Consider the following 17,791-nt stretch of genomic DNA (forward strand, 5'->3'; position numbering starts at 1 on the left):
CACTAATTATTATATCCTAAATTCAATATTTATGATTTTAAAGTTTTTTATTGTATTTATTTTGTTACAATATTCAGAATTTTTTAAAATAGAGGAAATAATGACAACTGCACAAAACACAAGTCCGCTTTTGCTTGAAATTGGAACAGAGGAATTACCTGCGATTCCATTTTTAGCTGAACTTCCAAATATCAAAAGCAAATTTCAAAAAATCCTAAAAGCCAATCGTCTGCCTTGTGAATTTGACTTTTTTTACACACCGCGTCGCTTAGTGATAATTGCTCAAGATTTTCCACAAATTCAAAATACGCAAGTGCTAGAGTTTTTTGGTCCTCCTTTAAATATTGCTTATAAAGACAACACGCCCACTCCAGCAGCGTTGGGATTTTTCAAAAAATGTGGAATCACGGAAAAAGAAGTTATAACGACAACAAAAGAGGGTAAAGAGATTCTCTATTGCCAAAAACAAGCCGAACAAATACCAGCAATTCATCTCTTAGAGGCAATGATTCAAGAATTTTTAGAATCTCTAAATTTTGGCAAAACAATGCGTTGGGGTAGCCTGAAAGATTCCTTTATTCGTCCTATATCTTGGATTTTATGTTTGTTCAACCACCAATTAGTCCCTCTCAAACTTTATGGCATAGAATCCAAAGCACAAACTTTTGTGCATCGCAATATCAGTTTTGAACCCTTAGAAGTTCAAAATATTCCAAATTATTTTGATACTTTGTGCAATGGCGGCGTGATTTTAGACCAAACCAAGCGCAAAGAAAAAATACTAGAAGAAATTAGGCAAATTGAAAGTGATAGAGGCATTAAGGTAGAAATGGATACAGGACTCTTAGAAGAAATCGTCAGTATCACTGAATATCCTACTGCGCTTTTTGGCGAATTTAGCGAACATTTCTTGGAACTTCCTGCGCCTTGTATCATCACTTCAATGAAAGTGAATCAACGTTACTTCGCTACTTACAAAGATTCAAAACTCTACCACGGCTTTATCGTTGTTTCCAACAGCCTAGCGCAGAATCCAAAAGCCATTGTAGAGGGAAATATCAAAGTCTTACGCGCACGTTTAGAAGACGCTCTGTTTTTCTATCACAATGACTTGAAGACAGGCTTTCAACCCGAAAGATTGAAAGAAGTTACTTTTGTAGAGGGTTTGGGTTCTATGTGGGAAAAAACAGAGCGCGAACGCAAAATCATTCAAGTTTTAAGCACATTATTCCAAACACAACTTTCTGCTTTAGAGCCAAATTTCGGACTTCTTTTAGAGATTTTAGACCAAGCCGCAACATTAAGCAAGGCAGATTTAATGAGCGAAATGGTTTATGAATTTACCGAATTACAGGGTATTATGGGATATTATTACGCAAAAGACTTACGCTATGATGATAGAATCGCCCTTGCAATTTTAGAACAATATTTACCAAACTCCGAAGAAAGTGCTTTGCCCTCCAATCTCATCAGCGCACTCATTGCACTTGCTTATAAGCTAGATAATCTAATGGGGCTTTTTAGTATTGCCAAGATTCCAAGTGGCTCACGCGACCCTTTTGCTTTGCGGCGTGCGGCAAATGGAGTGATTAAAATCGTTTTGCATTTTAATTTACCCTTTGATTTAAAAACTATTTTAGAAAAACTTGCTCCACTCTATAAGCCTTTTGATTTAAAATTGCTTGAAAATTTTATTTTAGAGAGACTAGATTCTGTGCTAAATTTCAATGCCTCCCTTTTGCGCGCTGTTTTGACAACAGGCGAGCGCGACTTAGTGCAAATTTCTCAAAAACTCCTTGCGCTAGATTCCGCACTAAAAAATCAAGACAAGAAGCTCTTGTCCCAGACTTTTAAACGGCTTGCAAACATCACAAAAGAAGTTTGTTTGGATTCTCCTTTAAGCATTAAAGAAGAAAAATTACTCGCTCCAGAAGAAATAGAACTCTATCAAGCCTTTAATTCCTGCAATCTTCAAGGCTGCGATTATGCTACGCGTTTAGATTCCTTGCTTAAACTCAACCCCATTTTGGATAGATTCTTTGACAAGGTACTAGTAAATACCCCCGATGAGGATTTCAAAAACAACCGCAAACATTTGATTGCAAGGATTTATAAGGCATTTTTAGAGATTGCAGAGATTAAAGAAATCAGTCTGTAAGGTATAGTTTGCGCGTATTTACTGAAATTGAAATTGCAAAAATTCAACAAGCCATTTCAGAAAAAAAAGAGAAATTTCCACAAGAATGGCTTGGGCACACACTCGCCTACACACCTTATCAGCCACGCCCTCTACCTGAAATCTTTAAAAAACCTGTGGATTCTACTCCTAAAATTCTCTATGACTTCTCTCTGCAAACATTGGATACTAGCGCGACGCAAATTTCACTTTTGCAAACAGCCAAAGACTATGAGAGCCGAGCTTGTGGGTTTTTTGTAGAATCTTTGGAGATTCTAACCTATATTCGCCGCTATGTGAGTATTCCGCTGATTTATGATTTTTTAATCTTAGATTCTTATCAACTTTTAGAATCCCTTGTTTATGGTGCAGATAGCGTTGTTTTGTTGCCCAAATTTTTGACGCAAAAACAGCTCAAAAATCTAAGCGATTACGCTACAAAAATAGGTTTAAGCATAATCTTTCGGATAGAATCCAAAGAAGATCTTACCAAAGCAATTTTTTCTAAAGCCGATATTTTGGATTTAAATGAAAATTTTTCGCTCCTTTCTATGATTCCAAAAAACAAAATTATCCTAAGCAAGATTCCAAAAAATTTCCAAGAAAGCCACCAAAATTACTTCAAAGCACTTGACATTACCATTTTAGAATTATAAATTCTTGTCTTATTATTCCAAAAATAAATAAAATGAAAAATAATTTTTAAGTAATTCTTTAGAATTTTTTAGTTAAAAACCTGATTTTAAAATTTATTGATTCCGTGGAGTAATTTATGTCCTTAATGATTAATGAAGAATGTATTGCCTGCGATGCTTGTCGCGAAGAATGCCCCAATGAAGCGATTGAAGAGGGAGACCCTCATTACACAATCGACCCAGAAAAATGCACAGAATGTTATGGATTCTATGATGAGCCTGCGTGTCTATCTGTTTGCCCAGTAGATGCTATAATCTCCGACCCTGATAATGTAGAAACCCTAGAAGAGCTAAAGTTCAAACACTCTCAATTACACCAAGAAGATTAGACTAAGGCAACAAAAGTGGCACAAATCACTGCAATTATTGATATTGGTTCAAACTCTGCGAGAATGGCAATTTTTGAAAAAACAAGCCATTTGGGATTCCATTTGCTTTATGAATCCAAAAGCAAAGTCCGAATCTCTGAATCCACTTATGAACATCAAGGCTATTTGCAACAAAAACCAATGGAACGTGCTCTTTGCGCCTTAAAAGACTTTTTGTGGATTGCTAAATTACATAAAGCACGCAAGATTTTATGTGTCGCTACTTCCGCAGTGCGTGATGCGCCCAACAAAGCAGACTTTTTAAAACTTGCAAAAAAGATTGGATTGAAAATCAAGGTTATCACAGGAGAACAAGAAGCATATTTTGGAGCATTAAGCGCGCTTAATCTTTTGCCCTATCACGAAGGTCTTACGATTGATATTGGCGGTGGAAGCACGGAATGCGCGCTAATAGAAAATTCCAAAGTAGTAGATAAAATCTCATTAAATATAGGGACAATCCGATTAAAAGAATTATTCTTTGACAAAGGAGACTTACAAGGCGCAAGAAATTTTGTCCAACAAACGCTTGCGCAACTTCCCTCTCATTTTCATCATCGACGAATTTTTGGGATTGGTGGAACTGCAAGGGCGTTGAGCAAAATCATTCAAAAGCAAATCAACTATCCACTAGACACATTGCACGCTTTTGAATACGATTTTGCAACACACCACGAGTTTTTTCGTGAAATTTACACCGCAAAACCAGATGAATTGCCACAACTCGGCATTCAAGCAGACAGGATTGATTCCATTCAAGGGGGAGCTTTAATCTTTCATCTTGCCCTATTGCACTTCAAAGCCGAAAATGTTGTTACAAGCGGAGTTGGAGTGCGTGAGGGTGTTTTTTTGAATGACCTTTTGCGCTATGAAAATGGGCATTTCCCTCCGAACTTCAATCCTAGTGTGCGGAATCTAAAAGACCGCTTTATCCGTGATTTCAAACAATCCAATTCACAAAAAACCCTTGCGCTCAAGCTTTTTGAAGCTCAAAGAAAAATCCCATTAATCCATGATTCCTACCAACAACATTTAAGCGTTAGTGCGGAATTATGTAATATCGGAATTGCGCTTAATTTTTATGAAAAAAGTCATCACGGAAATTACATTTTATTTAATGCCCTAAGTTATGGTTTAAGTCATCAAGACAGATTATTGATTGCAACACTTGTAAAGTTCGCTTTTAAAAAGATTCCACAGACTTTAACTTATGCTAATTTATTGCCTGAAATCAAAGTGATTAAGATTCTTAGCTTTTTTGTAGGGCTTTGCGAAATCCTAAGCAAGAATCAAATACCAAAAAACTTTCAATTCTCCTTTGAATCAAGTCAAAATGGATATACTTTACAGATTACACATTCAGAGTTTTCCTATCTTGTGCGAGAGCAAATTTCTAAACTGATTCCTCCAAGCCCTATTATAGAAATTGCATTGATTCAAACCACAAAAGCCAACCAATGAAAACTCCGCTGAAAGTCGCCATTGTCCGCTTAAGCTCACTTGGAGATATTATCCATAGTGCGAGCTTATTGCCGCTACTTCTTGAATCCCTCAAACCAACTTATGCAGTTACTTTGCATTGGTATATTGATAAAATCTTTAGTGAGATTTTGGAGGATTCTCCTTTGATTGATAAACTCATCGCATTGCCTTTGAAAGAGGCGATTGCTTCTAGGAAATTCTATGCTTTGACAGCAATTTACCATACTCTAAAGCAAGAATCCTATGATATTGTATTAGACTTGCAAGGTTTGTTAAAATCTGCTTTGATAAGCAAGCTTTTATCAACAAACAAAGTTATAGGATTTCAAACCGCTAAAGAATCTCTCGCAACCTTTTTTTATCACCAAAAAATCCCAATCCCTTATGAAGAACATATTTTATTACGTAATGCAACTTTGGCTTTTAGCGCATTTGGCTTGAAAATTCCCACTTTAGAGACTTTAAAAAACCCTCAAAATTTCTTAGGATTCCAAGATTCTTTCCTACCTTTTGACTTGCCAAAAAACAAAAAAATTCTTTGTGTGTTAGAGACTTCCAAGCCCAACAAAACTTATCCCATAAAATCTTTCGTGGAGCTTGCCTCACTCCTAAACGCAAAATCCTATACACCGCTTTTCCTAAGTCGTGAAACCTTAGAGATTCTAAACCCAAAAAATACACGATTCCAAAGTATCCATAGCTTAAATTTAAATCAAATCAAAATGCTCGTGGCACAAATGGATTTAGTCATTGGAGGTGATACAGGTATTACACATCTTGCTTGGGCATTCCATCGCCCCTCTATCACACTTTTTGGAGCAACACCAGCACAAAGATTCAACCTTAGCACACGACAAAACCTTTATCTTAGTGCCAATGAACAAGCAAATTACAAAAAAGATGATTTTAGCATTCGTGAGATTTCCCCCTCTCGTATCTGCACACTTGCTTGTGCGATTTTGGAGGGGAATCTCAAACACCAAACAAAAGAGAAGCAATGAAAATTTTTCAATCCTTTAAAGAATTTTTATTTCTTTTTTTTCTGCAAGGATTGGGCTACTTCTTTCTATATTTGCCCCATTTCTTGCGCTTTAGCTTGGCAAAAGGAATCGCATTTTTTTTGTATCTGCTAGATTCTAGGCGCAAGTTTGATTTGCTAGCAAACTTGGATTTTGCCTACAATCACTCCCTAACCAATGCCCAAAAACACGAAATCCTAAAGTGCAATTACCTCAATCTCGTATATAATTCTATCAGCTTTTTTATGCTCTCTGTAAGCACTAAAGAGCGAATTCTCCAAACAACGCGCTTTGAAAATGGCGAAATCATAGAATCCCTGCTAAGAAATGGTGAAAAAATCATCTTTGTTACCGCGCATTATGGCAACTGGGAATACACTACTCCCGCCTTTACTTGTCATTTCAACCACCCCATTACCGCTGTGGCGAGAATGACGCCAAACACTTGGGTGAATCGCTATCTTTTAGAAACGCGTTCTAAATTCCATATCACGATTCTCAACAAACAAGGTGCAATGCTAGGACTCGTCAAAGCACTTAACAAAACAAAGGTAATTGGGGCTGTAACAGACCAAAATACTGCCAAGAGTGATGGGTTATTGGTAAAGTTTTTTGATAAAAATGTCCGACACACACCCATTGCATCTCTTTTGTCCTTGAAATATCACGCCAAAATTGTGCATGCTTTTGCTTCCTATTCTCAAGATTATCGTCAAATCCTCATCAAAGTTCTGCCTCCCATAGAATTTCAAGAAACAGGAGACTTACAAGCCGATATTCAGAATTTAACACAAATCCAAAGCGATATTTTGGAGCAAACTATTCGTGAAAATCCAAAAGAATGGCTATGGTTTCACAAAAAATTCAAAAATCAATACGAGCATATCTATGAAAATTCTCATCATCAAACTAAATAAAATCGGCGATGTTTTACTAATTAGCCCACTTTTTTCCAATCTAAAAGCCCATTATGGAGAAGAATGTATTATTGATATACTTGTTAATGACGGCACACAAGGCGCAATTAGCCGCGAGCATTTGCGCAAGATTCACTGCCTAAGACGTCCGAAAAATCCTTGGCAAAAACTACAAGCCGAAATCTCCTTACTCTATGCTGTCAAGCGAGAAAAATATGATATGGTAATTGGCTTAGGCAGTGGGGAGCGCACAGCATTTTTGAGTTTTTGGAGCGGAGCTAAGATTCGCGTTGGATACCCGCCCCATAGCTTTTGGTCTAAATCTATTTATAACTTAAGGCTACCCTACAAAGGAGGACAACATACGATTGAATATAACCTAGAAGCCTTGCGTGCGCTTGGGATTCCTATTCTCTCTAAATGTGTCTGTGCAAATATCGCACTAGATTGCGAGAAACTTAAGAATCTCCCACAATATTTCGTGCATTTACATCTCTTTAGTAGCTGGTTTTTTAAATGTATAGAGGATAGTTTTTGCGCAAAAATCATTGATTTCATCACGCAAACCTACCAACTCCCTTGCATTCTCACTACTTCAAATGACCCAAGGGAATCCGAAAAACTTCAGCACATTTTACAGCTAACTAAAAGCAAGCCCATTGTGTTTAATGGCAATTTATCGCTAGGTGAAGTATCTTTGCTAAACTCCAAAGCCTTAGCGTTTATCGGTGTAGATACAGGCGTTATGCACTTAAGTGCGGCAAACAACACTCCAACTTTTGCATTTTTTGGTCCAACATCACCTATGACTTGGGGTCCTTGGGATAATGACTTACAAGATTCCACTTATCTTGCGCGCAATGGAATCCAAAGTATGGGAAAACATTGCGTCTATCAAGAGCCATTACCTTGCGTGCCTTGCGACAGAGACGGCTGCAATGGAAGCAAAAAGAGTGATTGCTTGCTTGGTAAGCTAGACGAAAATCTTGCACTAAAAACTTTACAAGACTTTCTTACACCTCTTATGCCTACAAACTAACTGCGTCCTCTGCATTTAAAAGTGCATTAAGTGTAGCTTTGGCATTGCCAACTTGACCGACTTTGAGAGATTCTAAAAGTCCAAAATGTTCCAAACAAGTTTGACAAGAAAAAATTGCAATCCCTTGCGCCTCTAAAGATTTCAGGACTTCAACCCCTGCCGCATTCGTTGTAGCCAACAAAACACCGCGATTTAATAAATAAATCGCTTGAGGTTGCGGATTGCATTCTTTCATTGTACTTAAAAATCCCAAGATAAGCTTGCGTCCAAGCTCGCTATTTTCACCGATTGAGTCGTCTTTAATCAATAAAACCTTTTTCACTTTCTCTCCCTTTAAGATTCTATAATTTTATCTAAAACTCTTTGTTCAAAACCTAAATTTCTAGCCTGAAACAAAAAGATTCTGAATTTCTTTGGAATCCCCAAACAACGATATTTTTCGCGCAATTTCTTAGGGATAATTACCAAAGAATAAGTATAAGTGGAGAGGAATATTTTGCCCTTTATTTTTTCTATTGCGATTTTATGCCTAAAAACTTGTGAAAAACTTTTTTCCTCCAAAAGTCGCTTTAATTCCAATTTTTGCACACGAGAGAGCAAAACACCACAAATTTTACACACCAAATCCACAGATTCTAAAGCATTGTTTAAAGATTCCAATCCCAACACACAAAATTTACCTAAAGTTGGAATCTCAAAAACTTGATTTGTAGGCGCAACACTTTCTTGTTGAAATCCCTTACAAAGCTCTTTTAAACTAAATGCGATTCCGCTTTCAAACTCACTTAAAAGCCTTTTGGTAAAATTGATTCTAAAATAATTGCGCTGATAACGCGGATTGAGATTGCTAAAATCCTCAAAATAAAAAAAATGATTTTTTTGGAGATATTTTAAAATTTCCGCGTGACTGACCTGCCATAGAGGACGCACAATCCAATAACTGATTTTTTCTTGCTGAATCTCTCTAATGCAAATCCTCTTGTATTTGGGCGACATTTGCATTTTTTGCAAATTTGTTCCCTTGCAAAACTGCATTAAAAACCACTCCAACATATCATCTAGCTGATGTGCCAAAATCAGATGAGAATATCCAAAATGCATAATCAAATTTTCAAAAAAATCATAACGCAACTTACGCGCATTGCTTTCAAAATTATTGTGTATTTTGGGTGCATACTCCACAAAACACCGCTTATTATCCATTAAACACAAATTTTGCGCATAAGAAACCTCCAAAGCAGCCTGCTTGCGCATACCATAGTTCATAATTGCCACATCAAAAGGAATTTGATAGGATTTGAGCAAAAAATACAACGCACTAGAATCCACCCCGCCAGAGAATGCTAAGAGATTCCTGCTCCCTCTTAGCTCCTCTACAAACTCTAATGTAATCTCAAAATTATGCTCGCCCAAGCACACAACCTAACACATTTTCTCCTACGACTTCTGTAATTTTAACACGATAGTACCCAATCTCTAAATCCTCCTTGATTTCCTTGTCGTTAATCAGAATCTCTCCATCAATTTCAGGAGCAAAACGAATATCTCTTGCGCTATAAAAATACTCCGATTCCGCGGATTTTCCCTCTAATATCACAAGGATTTCACTGCCCACCAAAGCCTCTAAATCTTTTTTGTATTGCTTTAAAAAAATCTTATTAATCCGCTTCAATCGCGCATTAATCGTCTTTTGCGACACTTGTTCTAATTGCGCACTTTTTGTTCCCTCTTCGCAAGAGAATCCAAAGAAATTCATTCTATCAAAGCAAAAAGTTTGAATCCAATCACATAGCTCCCCGAAATCCTCCTCCTCCTCACTTGGGTGTCCGATAATAAAACTTGTGCGCACAAAACTATTTGGCACTGCACGCATAGCTTGTAGCAACTCTTGAAACTCTCCTTCTCTCCCCATTGTTTTTAAGACTTTTTGACTAATATGTTGCAAAGGTATATCAAAGTAGTTTTGAAAGATTGTAGAATCACAAATTGCGGTAATTAAACGCTTAGAAGTTGTGGAGGGATAAAGATACAAAATCCTTGCACTTTTGATTTCCAATCCCTCTTTTGCAAGTTTATCTATGCTCTCAATGAGTTGCACCAATCCGTCTTTAACCCCAACATCACGCAAATAAGAACTAGAATCCTGCGCGATAAAACTAAAATCCCTAAAACCTTGCTTGACTAAATTTTTCACTTCTTTAAGTGTAGATTCTAAAGTGCGAGAATGCAATTTGCCCTTAAAGCTTGGAATCGCACAAAAACTACATTTTTGATTGCAACCCTCTGATAATTTAATATATGCGTGGATTTTAGAGCCGCTAATGACACGCTTATGATTTTCATTTGCTAAAAATACCCCCTTTTGGCTTGAAAGAACCTTTCCATTTTTGCGCAATTCTATTAGCTCACCAATCTTATCATAATCTCCCACACCTGTAATAATATCAATCTCTGGAATCTCTTGTTTTAATTCTTTTGCATAGCGTTCGCTTAAACAACCACTTGCAACAAGAATTGCATCTTTTCTCTTTGATTGCAAAGCATTCAAAATGCTTTGGACACTTTCTTGTTTTGCCGCTTCAATAAATCCACAGGTATTAATAATCACAACATCAGCTTCGCTTAAGTTTTGCGTATTTTCATATTCACTTAAAGCCCCAAGCATTACTTCGCTATCCACTAGATTCTTTGTGCAACCTAGTGAGACTAAGTGCAATTTTTTGCTCATTTTTTTCCTAAATTTATAAAGTTTGCATTTTTTTCAAAGCTGCTTTGACCATTTCACCGACTTCTGCGTTCTCTAAACCTTTTGTCGCTTTATGAATCACATCACTTTTGTATCCCAAAGACTCCAAAGCCAAAATCACTTGATGCAAATTAGAATCCTCCGCTACTCCCATATTATGATTTTGTGTTAATTCCAAAGACCAACCAGAAAGCTCTACTAGAATCCTACCCGCACTCTTTGGACCAATTCCCGGTACTCTTTGCATAGATTTCACATCATTGCTTTCTACAATTTTTGCAAAAGTTTGAGGACTAAAAGTAGAAAGAATTGCGATTGCAACTTTTGGACCTACGCCATTGATTTTAATCAGACGCTCAAAAAGGCTTTTTTCCATTAAATCTACAAACCCAAATAAAATCTGCGCGTCCTCACGAATAATGTGTGAAATATGCAAGATTAGCTTTTCGCCCACTTTGGCTTTAATCTGATTGAAGGTTTGCAAAGAAACAAACACTTCATACACCACACCTGTGCATTTTAAAGCCACACGCGTTGGTTCTTTGATAAAAATTTCCCCCTCTAATGCAATAATCATTAAGATTCCTTTATAAAATTAGCTGAATTTTGTCTTTTTGATATACGACTTTAGAAGGTTCGCCGGGCTTTGGCACACAGAGTAATTCACGGCTAGGAGAATAAAAGACATAATGCACTTCATTATATCCAATCCAACCGCTCTCTATCGTAATCGTCGCATTTTTTGTCAATTCGTCTAATACATTAAGTGCTTCGCGCGCGTTTTTGAAATCCATACTTAGCTCATTGATTCTTTGCCGCTTATTTTTAAGCGCAAGCACGCGTTGATGATATTCCTCAAATTTCGCTAACAGATAGCTAGGAGGCGTGGTTTTAGTGTTTTTATAATGAATCAAAGTTCCACGAATCTCATCTGCGGTAGCTTTAAGCTTTTTAAGCTCTAAACTCTCAACTTTTAGCTCTTTTGTCATACGAATTGCTTCTTTAATAGATTCATTTTTTTGCTTGAAAAGTGCGTTATACTTTTCTTTTCCTGCTGGACTATAATTTGCTGCTAGGAAAAATTTATTTTCGCCTTTTTCCATTTTGGTGATATGAATATTTTTGGTTGCATACAAAAACGCATTGGAATGCAAAGTTTTAATCACAATCTCTTCTGCATAAATTTTGCCACCATAGACATGCTCTACTTCCACCTTTTTAGCTTCAATAATCCCTGTTTCAAGCATTTCTACTTTGATATACTCGCCTTTTGCATAACCCTTATGTGTCGCGATTTCTGCATCATTGGCAAAGATTTTGGAGTTTTGATGCGTAAAGCCTCCAATACGCACTTCTTTTGAATTAATCTCTGCATTAGGACCAATATTTCCCTCAATATTCACTTCCCCCGCTTGAATCTTCATTCCTTGCCCTAAGGCTTCTTTCATTGCGTCTTTTTGTGTGATATTGATAATTGTGCCACTATTAATATTGCCGATGAGTGAACCAGTAGTTTTGAGTGTTACAGATTCCGTCTCTAAGGTATCCCTAACATACAAAAACCCATCTTCATATTTTAAGATTCCACCAATTACACTGACGTAATAAATACAACAAGGATATTCTTTAAGTGCGATACTTTCTTTATCATATTGCAAGGCACAAGGTTGGTGTAGTGTTTTTGGACTTTGAGGAATAATGTATTCTCCGCGGATATTGCGTCCGGGCTTGCCTTGTAATGGCTTTTGATATTCGCAAATTACATCATCTTTTAGCACCGTTTGGAATTGTCCTGTAATGTCCTTTTTAAACTCCAAATTTCCCTCAACACTTGGGATAAGATTCACGCCACTTAAAATTTTGTATTTCACATCTTGTCTTAGCGGATATTCCAAAGTCTGCAAAAACTCTTCTAACGCGCTTTTTTCTTGCGCTTCATTAAAGCATAAAATCCTATTCCGTGCCTTTTCTTTTTTGATTTGCATATACACACTATCAAAATCTTCTTTGCTATAATTAAACCCCACACGAAAAGTCAAAAATGCCTCGCTAAAGGCTTTGTCTGCCGTGAAATGGAATCGTGTTTCCTTGCGTTCTTTTTCTTTAATCAAAATACAATATCGTTGATTCATCACGAGATTTGGTTCTAGCATATTATCGCGATTGCTAAAAAACGCATCTACTTCTTGTGCAGGAATCAGTTGGGATTCATAGTCATAAAGATTTTTTTTGTAAGTAGTGATAGATTGCAATTCAAAATCAAAGGAATCTGCGTCCATATTGAATTGAGAGGAGACTTGCTTAATGGCAAATTTAATATCTTCGCATTCATTAACATAGTAAGGTCTAAATGTTCGCAAAGAATTTTTTAACATATTTCTAAAACCTTTTATGCAAAAATAAATTAATTTTATCCTAAATTGTTATAAAATTAATTTAAAATCCGCAATTTTGCGACAAAAGAGAACCGAATGTTTTTCAAAGCCTTTTTTACCAATAGCAGCGGAATCCTCACTTCAAGGATTCTTGGTTTTTTTCGTGATTTGCTCACCGCTACGATTCTAGGCTCTAGTATTTATAGTGATATGTTTTTTGTGGCTTTTAAGCTACCTAATCTCTTTCGTCGTGTTTTTGGCGAGGGTGCGTTTAATCAAGCTTTTTTACCAGGATTCTTTAATGCGCGTCTGCGCGGAGGATTTGCACTCAAGATTGGATTGATTTTTTGTATTATCTTGCTTTGTCTTTCAGTTGTTGTATGTGTGTTTAATAAGCCACTCACAAAACTGCTAGCATTTGGATTTTCTGATGATTTAATCGCCCTTACCGCACCATTAGTTGCCATTAACTTTTGGTATTTATTGCTTATTTTTATCGTAACACTCTTTGGCGCAATGCTACAATACAAACGCAACTTCACCGCTTGGGCTTATTCTCCTGCACTTCTCAATCTTGCGATGATTATTGCTCTGCTCCTTGCAAGAGGCAGTGAATCCTATCAAGCCATTTTAACTCTAAGCTATGGCGTGCTTGCAGGTGGAATCGCACAAATCTTGTTGCATTGTTATCCTATGTGGCGTTTAGGATTCTTTAAGCTTTTATATGTAGGATTTAAAGAGTTAAAATACAAAAATCCACAACCCAACTTAAAAAATGCTCAAAAAACCTCCAAACAAGATTCTATTAACCGAAATGTCAAGGAGTTTTTCAAGCAATTTTCTCCTGCAATGTTTGGTAGCTCCACTGCGCAATTCGCTTCTTTTATTGATACGCTTTTAGCCTCTTTTCTCGCAAGCGGAAGTATTTCGTATCTTTATTATGCTAATCGTATTTTTCAGCTTCCTTTGGCAATTTTTGCGATTGCGACTTCCACAGCCTTGTTTCCTATGGTTGCAAAATATATCAAGGAATCCAAAGAATCCCTTGCTTTAAGGGAGCTTTCTCGCTCTTTTTGGCTGCTTAGCATTTTGCTAAGTTTATGTGTGCTTGGTGGCTATTTGCTCAAAAACGAAATCATTTGGCTTTTGTTTGAGCGGGGCAAGTTTGCACGCACAGACACACTCTTATGTGCGGGTGTTTTTGGCGCATATCTTGTAGGTTTGCTCCCCTTTGGATTGGCGCGGATTTTTTCACTTTGGCTCTATTCTAAATCCAAACAAGCATTAGCGGCTAAAATCTCGGCTTTCTCACTTCTTATTGGTACTTTTTGCTCCTTTGTTCTTATGCAGTATTTTGGCGCAATAGGGCTTGCGCTAGGTGGAAGCATTAGCGGGTTTTTTGTGTTTTTTTTGACTTTGCATTTTTTTGGTTGGAATCACTTTTGGAATATCTTATGGAATCCCAAATGGATTTTGATTCTTTGTTTCCTTTTGAGTGTAGAATTTTTGATACTTATTGCTTTTAAGACTTATGTTTTTAGCTTATAATTAGTAACTTGCATAAGCAAAGTAAAATAATCTAGTTGTGATTAGCAATGCCATTGGTTGGCAAAACTTCGGACTATGGATTACCACACCAACACTCACGAGAGCATTTTTAGTGTTACATTCTGAAATTCGTTTTTGCCCACTTTTTTATAATTAAAAAATCATATTTACCTCTTTAAAATTTGTTTTGACTTTAGAGCCCATTTGTTGCGTTTTTGGCAATCAAAACACCCTCTAACATAGAATCAATATCCCCATCTAAAATAGCTTCTACATTACTATATGCAAGATTAGAGCGCAAATCTTTCACTTGCTGATAAGGGGCTAAAACATAACTTCTAATCTGATGTCCCCAGCCAATCTCACTTTTATCCTCACTTGCATTTTTCTCCTCGCGTTTTTGAATCTCTTGCTCATAAAGCTTAGATTTTAGCATTTTTAGTGCAGTGGCTTTGTTTTTATGTTGGCTTCTATCGTTTTGGCATTGCACCACGATTCCTGTGGGAAGGTGCGTAATACGAATCGCAGATTCTGTTTTATTCACATGTTGCCCACCCGCTCCTGAAGCACGATAAGTGTCAATCCGCAAATCTTTTTCTTCAATAGCAATCTCAACATTATCGTCAATCTCTGGACTCACCTGCACCGCAGTAAAGCTTGTATGCCGCTTAGCATTAGAATCAAAAGGAGAAATGCGCACAAGGCGGTGGATTCCATTTTCAACCTTTGCATATCCATACGCATTTTCTCCCTTAATCATAAAGCTAACATCTTTCAAGCCCGCTTCCTCTCCCTCTTGATAATCAAGCAATTCCATCTTGAAGCCTTTTCTCTCTGCCCAGCGCAAATACATACGATAAAGCATACTTGCCCAATCTTGCGATTCCGTCCCGCCCGCTCCGGGAGTAATTGTAAAAATCGCGTTATTAGAATCCAATTCCCCGCTTAACATCACTTCAATTTCTGCGTTTTTAATCTGCTCTTCTAGCTCTTTGGATTCTGCAAAAAGTAGCTCTAAGCTCTCCAAATCATCTTGAGAAATCTCAAACAATTCTTTAGCGTCCTCCAATGCAGACTTTGCCATATTGTATTTTTCTAGCTTTCTTTCACAGCTCTTTTTCTCTTTTTGCAATTCACCCGCTTTTTTGGTATCCTCCCAAAACTCCTTTGCCTGCTCTAAATCTGCGATTTCCAAAATACGCTTTTCCAAAAGTTTGGGTTGCATAATTTTTTCTATATTTTGTCTTTTAATTTCTAGCTCTTTTAATAACTCGCCATATTCATAATTATCCAAACGATTCCTTTGATTTTAGTTGTAAAATTCTCTAGCAAATGCTTCAATCTCTGTAATCACTTGCGAAAGATTCTGATAAGAAATTGCACAAACATAGGATTCTTTTTTATACACTTTATCATAATATTCCACTAGCAAAATCTCCGCTACACGCATTAAATCCCCCACATAAAAAGCTTTTTTGGCTTCATACCAAAACTCTTTTTTCATAAAAGGAGAAATTTTTTGCATAGAATCCTCAAAAAATTGTAATGAAATTTTACCATATTGCGCCACGATTCTTTGCACCCTTTGCTCCAAAGGTGCGACAATTAGAATCTTTGGTGCTTTTTGGTAGGATTGATAAAGCGGAGTGGGCAAAATCAAATTTCCAAGCTTCTTACTCTCCCCTTCCACTAGCACAAAAGGAGCATTTTCTAAGTCTTTCAAACGAGCAAAAAGCAGATTTTGAAAACTCTTCACACTAGGTTGCTCCCCACAAATTGCGCCAAAGCTTGAACCTAAATGCTTTGCGATTCCCTCAATATCCAAAGAATCACGAAATCCTTGAATAATCTCGCTTTTACCGCTCCCGGTTTGACCCACAAGCGTAACAAAGCGATGGGGAGGAAAACTATCAAGATATTTCAACACTTCGTTGCGGTAAGCTTTATAACCACCCTCTAAAAGCACGACTTGGTAACCAATAGCTTCCAAAACCATAAAAAACGCACGACTTCTCATACCACCGCGTGCGCAATGGATTCCAAAGGGTTTTTTAGGGCTTACCATTGTCTCTAAAGTCAATAAATGTTTTGCAATATTTTGACTGACAAAACTAGCACCCAAAACCTTTGCTTTGAAAGAATCCGTGCGATACAATGTGCCAATTTGCTGATGTTCTTCATCATTTAAAACAGGAAAATTTTGCGCTCCTACAATATGAGATTCTGCATATTCTCTAGGAGAGCGCACATCTATAATTAAAGATAAATCTTGATTTAAAAAACTATTGGGCGGAATTATTTTTGTCATTTTTTCCTCTATATTTAAAATAGAATCGCAAAATCATTTCGGATTTCTTGTCTAAACTTTGTCTTGATAAAGAATCTTATAAACTCTAAGCAATGCAATAAATAACGCTGTAATTGCTGGACCAAATACAATGCCCCAAAAGCCAAAACTCGTAAGCCCTGCAATAATAGCAAAGAAAATTAACATTTCGTTAATTTTTAGCGGAGTTTTTATCAATACGCGATTGATAAAACTGATAATAAAAGGCTTCACGCCATTATCTGCTAAAGTTGCGATAACAATAATAGAATAGAGCGTAATAAGGATTGCATAACTATAATTCCCTAAATACAATTCATATCCAACAACAGGCAACCAAACTAAACTTCCACCCACCACAGGCACGAGCGAAGCAAAACCATAAAAAACACCCAACAAAAGTGCATTATAACCCAAAAACGCCATAAGGATTCCAAACAATGCGCCTTGCAAAAGCATAGAAAAAATAGAGGAATAAAATACAACACTAATCACTGCACTCACTTCCTCATAAAGAGATTTGACATAAGTGGGCTGAATCGGAATCAACCCCAAAAAATACTGACCCAATGCACCGCCATAATAATAAAAAAAGAATAAAAAAACTAGGATAAATAGAGTATCACTCAAAAAATATAAACTATTTTGAGAAATTTTTGCAACAATTCCTATACTACGTTTGGCGACTTCAGTCCAATCAATCCCAGAAAGATGTGCCAACCAATTATTGATTTCCTTTTGCAATAAATCCGGCAGATAAGCAAAAATCTCTTTTCCATATTCTCCCAAATGCATTTGTAAATCCAATAAAAAATTTTGAAAATTTCCCAACTCCAAATTTGTTGCCAAATTCAATAAATTTAAAAGAATATAAAAAATAGGCAAAAAACAAAGAATTATCAACAAAAGAGTCATTAGAAAAGTGGAAGCAAGCGGAGATTTTATGTATTTTAAAATCACATAATAAACATTCTGTGTTGCAATAAATAGCAAGAATGCAATCAATAGATTCATTAAAAATGGAGAATAAAGCTTCAATAAAGCCAACAATGTGAGAGCAAAAATAACGAGAAAAAAATAAATTCCACCTTTTTGCATAA

At 36.6% G+C, this 17,791-nt stretch carries 16 protein-coding genes; 8 read left to right on the forward strand and 8 right to left on the reverse strand.

Going from position 1 to position 17,791, the window contains the following annotated elements:
• Positions 1–100 precede the first annotated feature (100 nt).
• The 7 genes from glyS (at position 101) to CQA43_RS05385 (ending at position 7,696) form a co-directional block, all read left to right on the forward strand.
• Entirely contained in the window at positions 101–2,158 is a 2,058-nt protein-coding gene (gene glyS, locus CQA43_RS05355; RefSeq protein WP_115551577.1) for a glycine--tRNA ligase subunit beta, read from the forward strand.
• An 8-nt stretch (positions 2,159–2,166) separates the two neighbouring features.
• The gene (locus CQA43_RS05360; protein WP_115551578.1) at positions 2,167–2,832 is read left to right on the forward strand and encodes a beta/alpha barrel domain-containing protein; all 666 of its coding nucleotides are present in this window, start codon (positions 2,167–2,169) and stop codon (positions 2,830–2,832) included.
• 116 nt (positions 2,833–2,948) lie between these two features.
• Positions 2,949–3,200, forward strand: a complete 252-nt coding sequence (locus CQA43_RS05365; protein WP_115551579.1) for a YfhL family 4Fe-4S dicluster ferredoxin — start codon at positions 2,949–2,951, stop codon at positions 3,198–3,200.
• 15 nt (positions 3,201–3,215) lie between these two features.
• Positions 3,216–4,700, forward strand: a complete 1,485-nt coding sequence (locus tag CQA43_RS05370; protein WP_115551580.1) for a Ppx/GppA phosphatase family protein — start codon at positions 3,216–3,218, stop codon at positions 4,698–4,700.
• Positions 4,697–5,722 carry a lipopolysaccharide heptosyltransferase I gene (waaC, locus tag CQA43_RS05375; protein ID WP_115551581.1) on the forward strand — a complete coding sequence of 342 codons (1,026 nt, stop codon included), beginning with the start codon at positions 4,697–4,699 and terminating at the stop codon, positions 5,720–5,722. The genes CQA43_RS05370 and waaC overlap by 4 nt, the downstream gene beginning before the upstream one ends.
• Entirely contained in the window at positions 5,719–6,657 is a 939-nt protein-coding gene (locus CQA43_RS05380) for a lipid A biosynthesis lauroyl acyltransferase (protein WP_115551582.1), read from the forward strand. The genes waaC and CQA43_RS05380 overlap by 4 nt, the downstream gene beginning before the upstream one ends.
• Positions 6,629–7,696, forward strand: coding sequence for a glycosyltransferase family 9 protein (locus CQA43_RS05385; RefSeq protein WP_115551583.1), 1,068 nt, complete (start codon positions 6,629–6,631; stop codon positions 7,694–7,696). Before CQA43_RS05380 ends, CQA43_RS05385 begins: the two co-directional genes overlap by 29 nt.
• On the opposite strand, the gene yedF is transcribed toward CQA43_RS05385, so the two are convergent.
• The 5 genes from yedF to CQA43_RS05410 are packed head-to-tail and all read right to left on the reverse strand — an operon-like array spanning position 7,686 to position 12,817.
• A complete protein-coding gene (gene yedF, locus CQA43_RS05390) occupies positions 7,686–8,018 on the reverse strand; it encodes a sulfurtransferase-like selenium metabolism protein YedF (protein WP_181881634.1) in 333 nt (110 codons plus the stop codon). The genes CQA43_RS05385 and yedF overlap by 11 nt on opposite strands.
• Positions 8,019–8,029: 11 nt before the next feature.
• Complete coding sequence (gene tilS / locus CQA43_RS05395; protein ID WP_181881635.1) at positions 8,030–9,109, reverse strand: tRNA lysidine(34) synthetase TilS; 1,080 nt, start codon at positions 9,107–9,109, stop codon at positions 8,030–8,032.
• Positions 9,096–10,424, reverse strand: a complete 1,329-nt coding sequence (gene rimO, locus CQA43_RS05400) for a 30S ribosomal protein S12 methylthiotransferase RimO (protein WP_115551586.1) — start codon at positions 10,422–10,424, stop codon at positions 9,096–9,098. Before rimO ends, tilS begins: the two co-directional genes overlap by 14 nt.
• Positions 10,425–10,437: 13 nt before the next feature.
• The gene (ruvA, locus tag CQA43_RS05405; RefSeq protein WP_115551587.1) at positions 10,438–11,019 is read right to left on the reverse strand and encodes a Holliday junction branch migration protein RuvA; all 582 of its coding nucleotides are present in this window, start codon (positions 11,017–11,019) and stop codon (positions 10,438–10,440) included.
• Positions 11,020–11,029: 10 nt separating this feature from the next.
• On the reverse strand, positions 11,030–12,817 hold the full coding sequence (locus CQA43_RS05410; RefSeq protein ID WP_115551588.1) for a flagellar assembly protein A: 1,788 nt from the start codon (positions 12,815–12,817) through the stop codon (positions 11,030–11,032).
• A gap of 96 nt (positions 12,818–12,913) precedes the next feature.
• Here CQA43_RS05410 and murJ point away from each other — a divergent pair, with 96 nt between their 5' ends.
• Entirely contained in the window at positions 12,914–14,365 is a 1,452-nt protein-coding gene (gene murJ / locus CQA43_RS05415; protein WP_115551589.1) for a murein biosynthesis integral membrane protein MurJ, read from the forward strand.
• A gap of 193 nt (positions 14,366–14,558) precedes the next feature.
• On the opposite strand, the gene prfB is transcribed toward murJ, so the two are convergent.
• Genes prfB through CQA43_RS05430 form a run of 3 tightly spaced genes read right to left on the reverse strand, consistent with a single transcriptional unit; the run spans position 14,559 to position 17,789 of the window.
• Positions 14,559–15,659: a peptide chain release factor 2 gene (gene prfB / locus CQA43_RS05420; protein WP_115551590.1), complete on the reverse strand. Its 1,101-nt coding sequence runs from the start codon at positions 15,657–15,659 to the stop codon at positions 14,559–14,561.
• 15 nt (positions 15,660–15,674) lie between these two features.
• Positions 15,675–16,673: a tRNA 2-selenouridine(34) synthase MnmH gene (gene mnmH / locus CQA43_RS05425; protein WP_115551591.1), complete on the reverse strand. Its 999-nt coding sequence runs from the start codon at positions 16,671–16,673 to the stop codon at positions 15,675–15,677.
• 51 nt (positions 16,674–16,724) lie between these two features.
• Positions 16,725–17,789: an AI-2E family transporter gene (locus CQA43_RS05430; RefSeq protein ID WP_115551592.1), complete on the reverse strand. Its 1,065-nt coding sequence runs from the start codon at positions 17,787–17,789 to the stop codon at positions 16,725–16,727.
• Between the last annotated feature and the right edge of the window lie 2 nt (positions 17,790–17,791).

This window comes from Helicobacter ganmani, assembly GCF_003364315.1.
Lineage (GTDB): Bacteria > Campylobacterota > Campylobacteria > Campylobacterales > Helicobacteraceae > Helicobacter_D > Helicobacter_D ganmani.

Coding starts and splice junctions, on each gene's coding strand:
- glyS (WP_115551577.1), top strand. CDS start 101: ATGACAACTGCACAAAACACAAGTCCGCTTTTGCTTGAAATTGGAACA.
- CQA43_RS05365 (WP_115551579.1), top strand. CDS start 2,949: ATGTCCTTAATGATTAATGAAGAATGTATTGCCTGCGATGCTTGTCGC.
- waaC (WP_115551581.1), top strand. CDS start 4,697: ATGAAAACTCCGCTGAAAGTCGCCATTGTCCGCTTAAGCTCACTTGGA.
- CQA43_RS05380 (WP_115551582.1), top strand. CDS start 5,719: ATGAAAATTTTTCAATCCTTTAAAGAATTTTTATTTCTTTTTTTTCTG.
- CQA43_RS05385 (WP_115551583.1), top strand. CDS start 6,629: ATGAAAATTCTCATCATCAAACTAAATAAAATCGGCGATGTTTTACTA.
- rimO (WP_115551586.1), bottom strand. CDS start 10,424: ATGAGCAAAAAATTGCACTTAGTCTCACTAGGTTGCACAAAGAATCTA.
- ruvA (WP_115551587.1), bottom strand. CDS start 11,019: ATGATTATTGCATTAGAGGGGGAAATTTTTATCAAAGAACCAACGCGT.
- CQA43_RS05410 (WP_115551588.1), bottom strand. CDS start 12,817: ATGTTAAAAAATTCTTTGCGAACATTTAGACCTTACTATGTTAATGAA.
- murJ (WP_115551589.1), top strand. CDS start 12,914: ATGTTTTTCAAAGCCTTTTTTACCAATAGCAGCGGAATCCTCACTTCA.
- mnmH (WP_115551591.1), bottom strand. CDS start 16,673: ATGACAAAAATAATTCCGCCCAATAGTTTTTTAAATCAAGATTTATCT.
- CQA43_RS05430 (WP_115551592.1), bottom strand. CDS start 17,789: ATGCAAAAAGGTGGAATTTATTTTTTTCTCGTTATTTTTGCTCTCACA.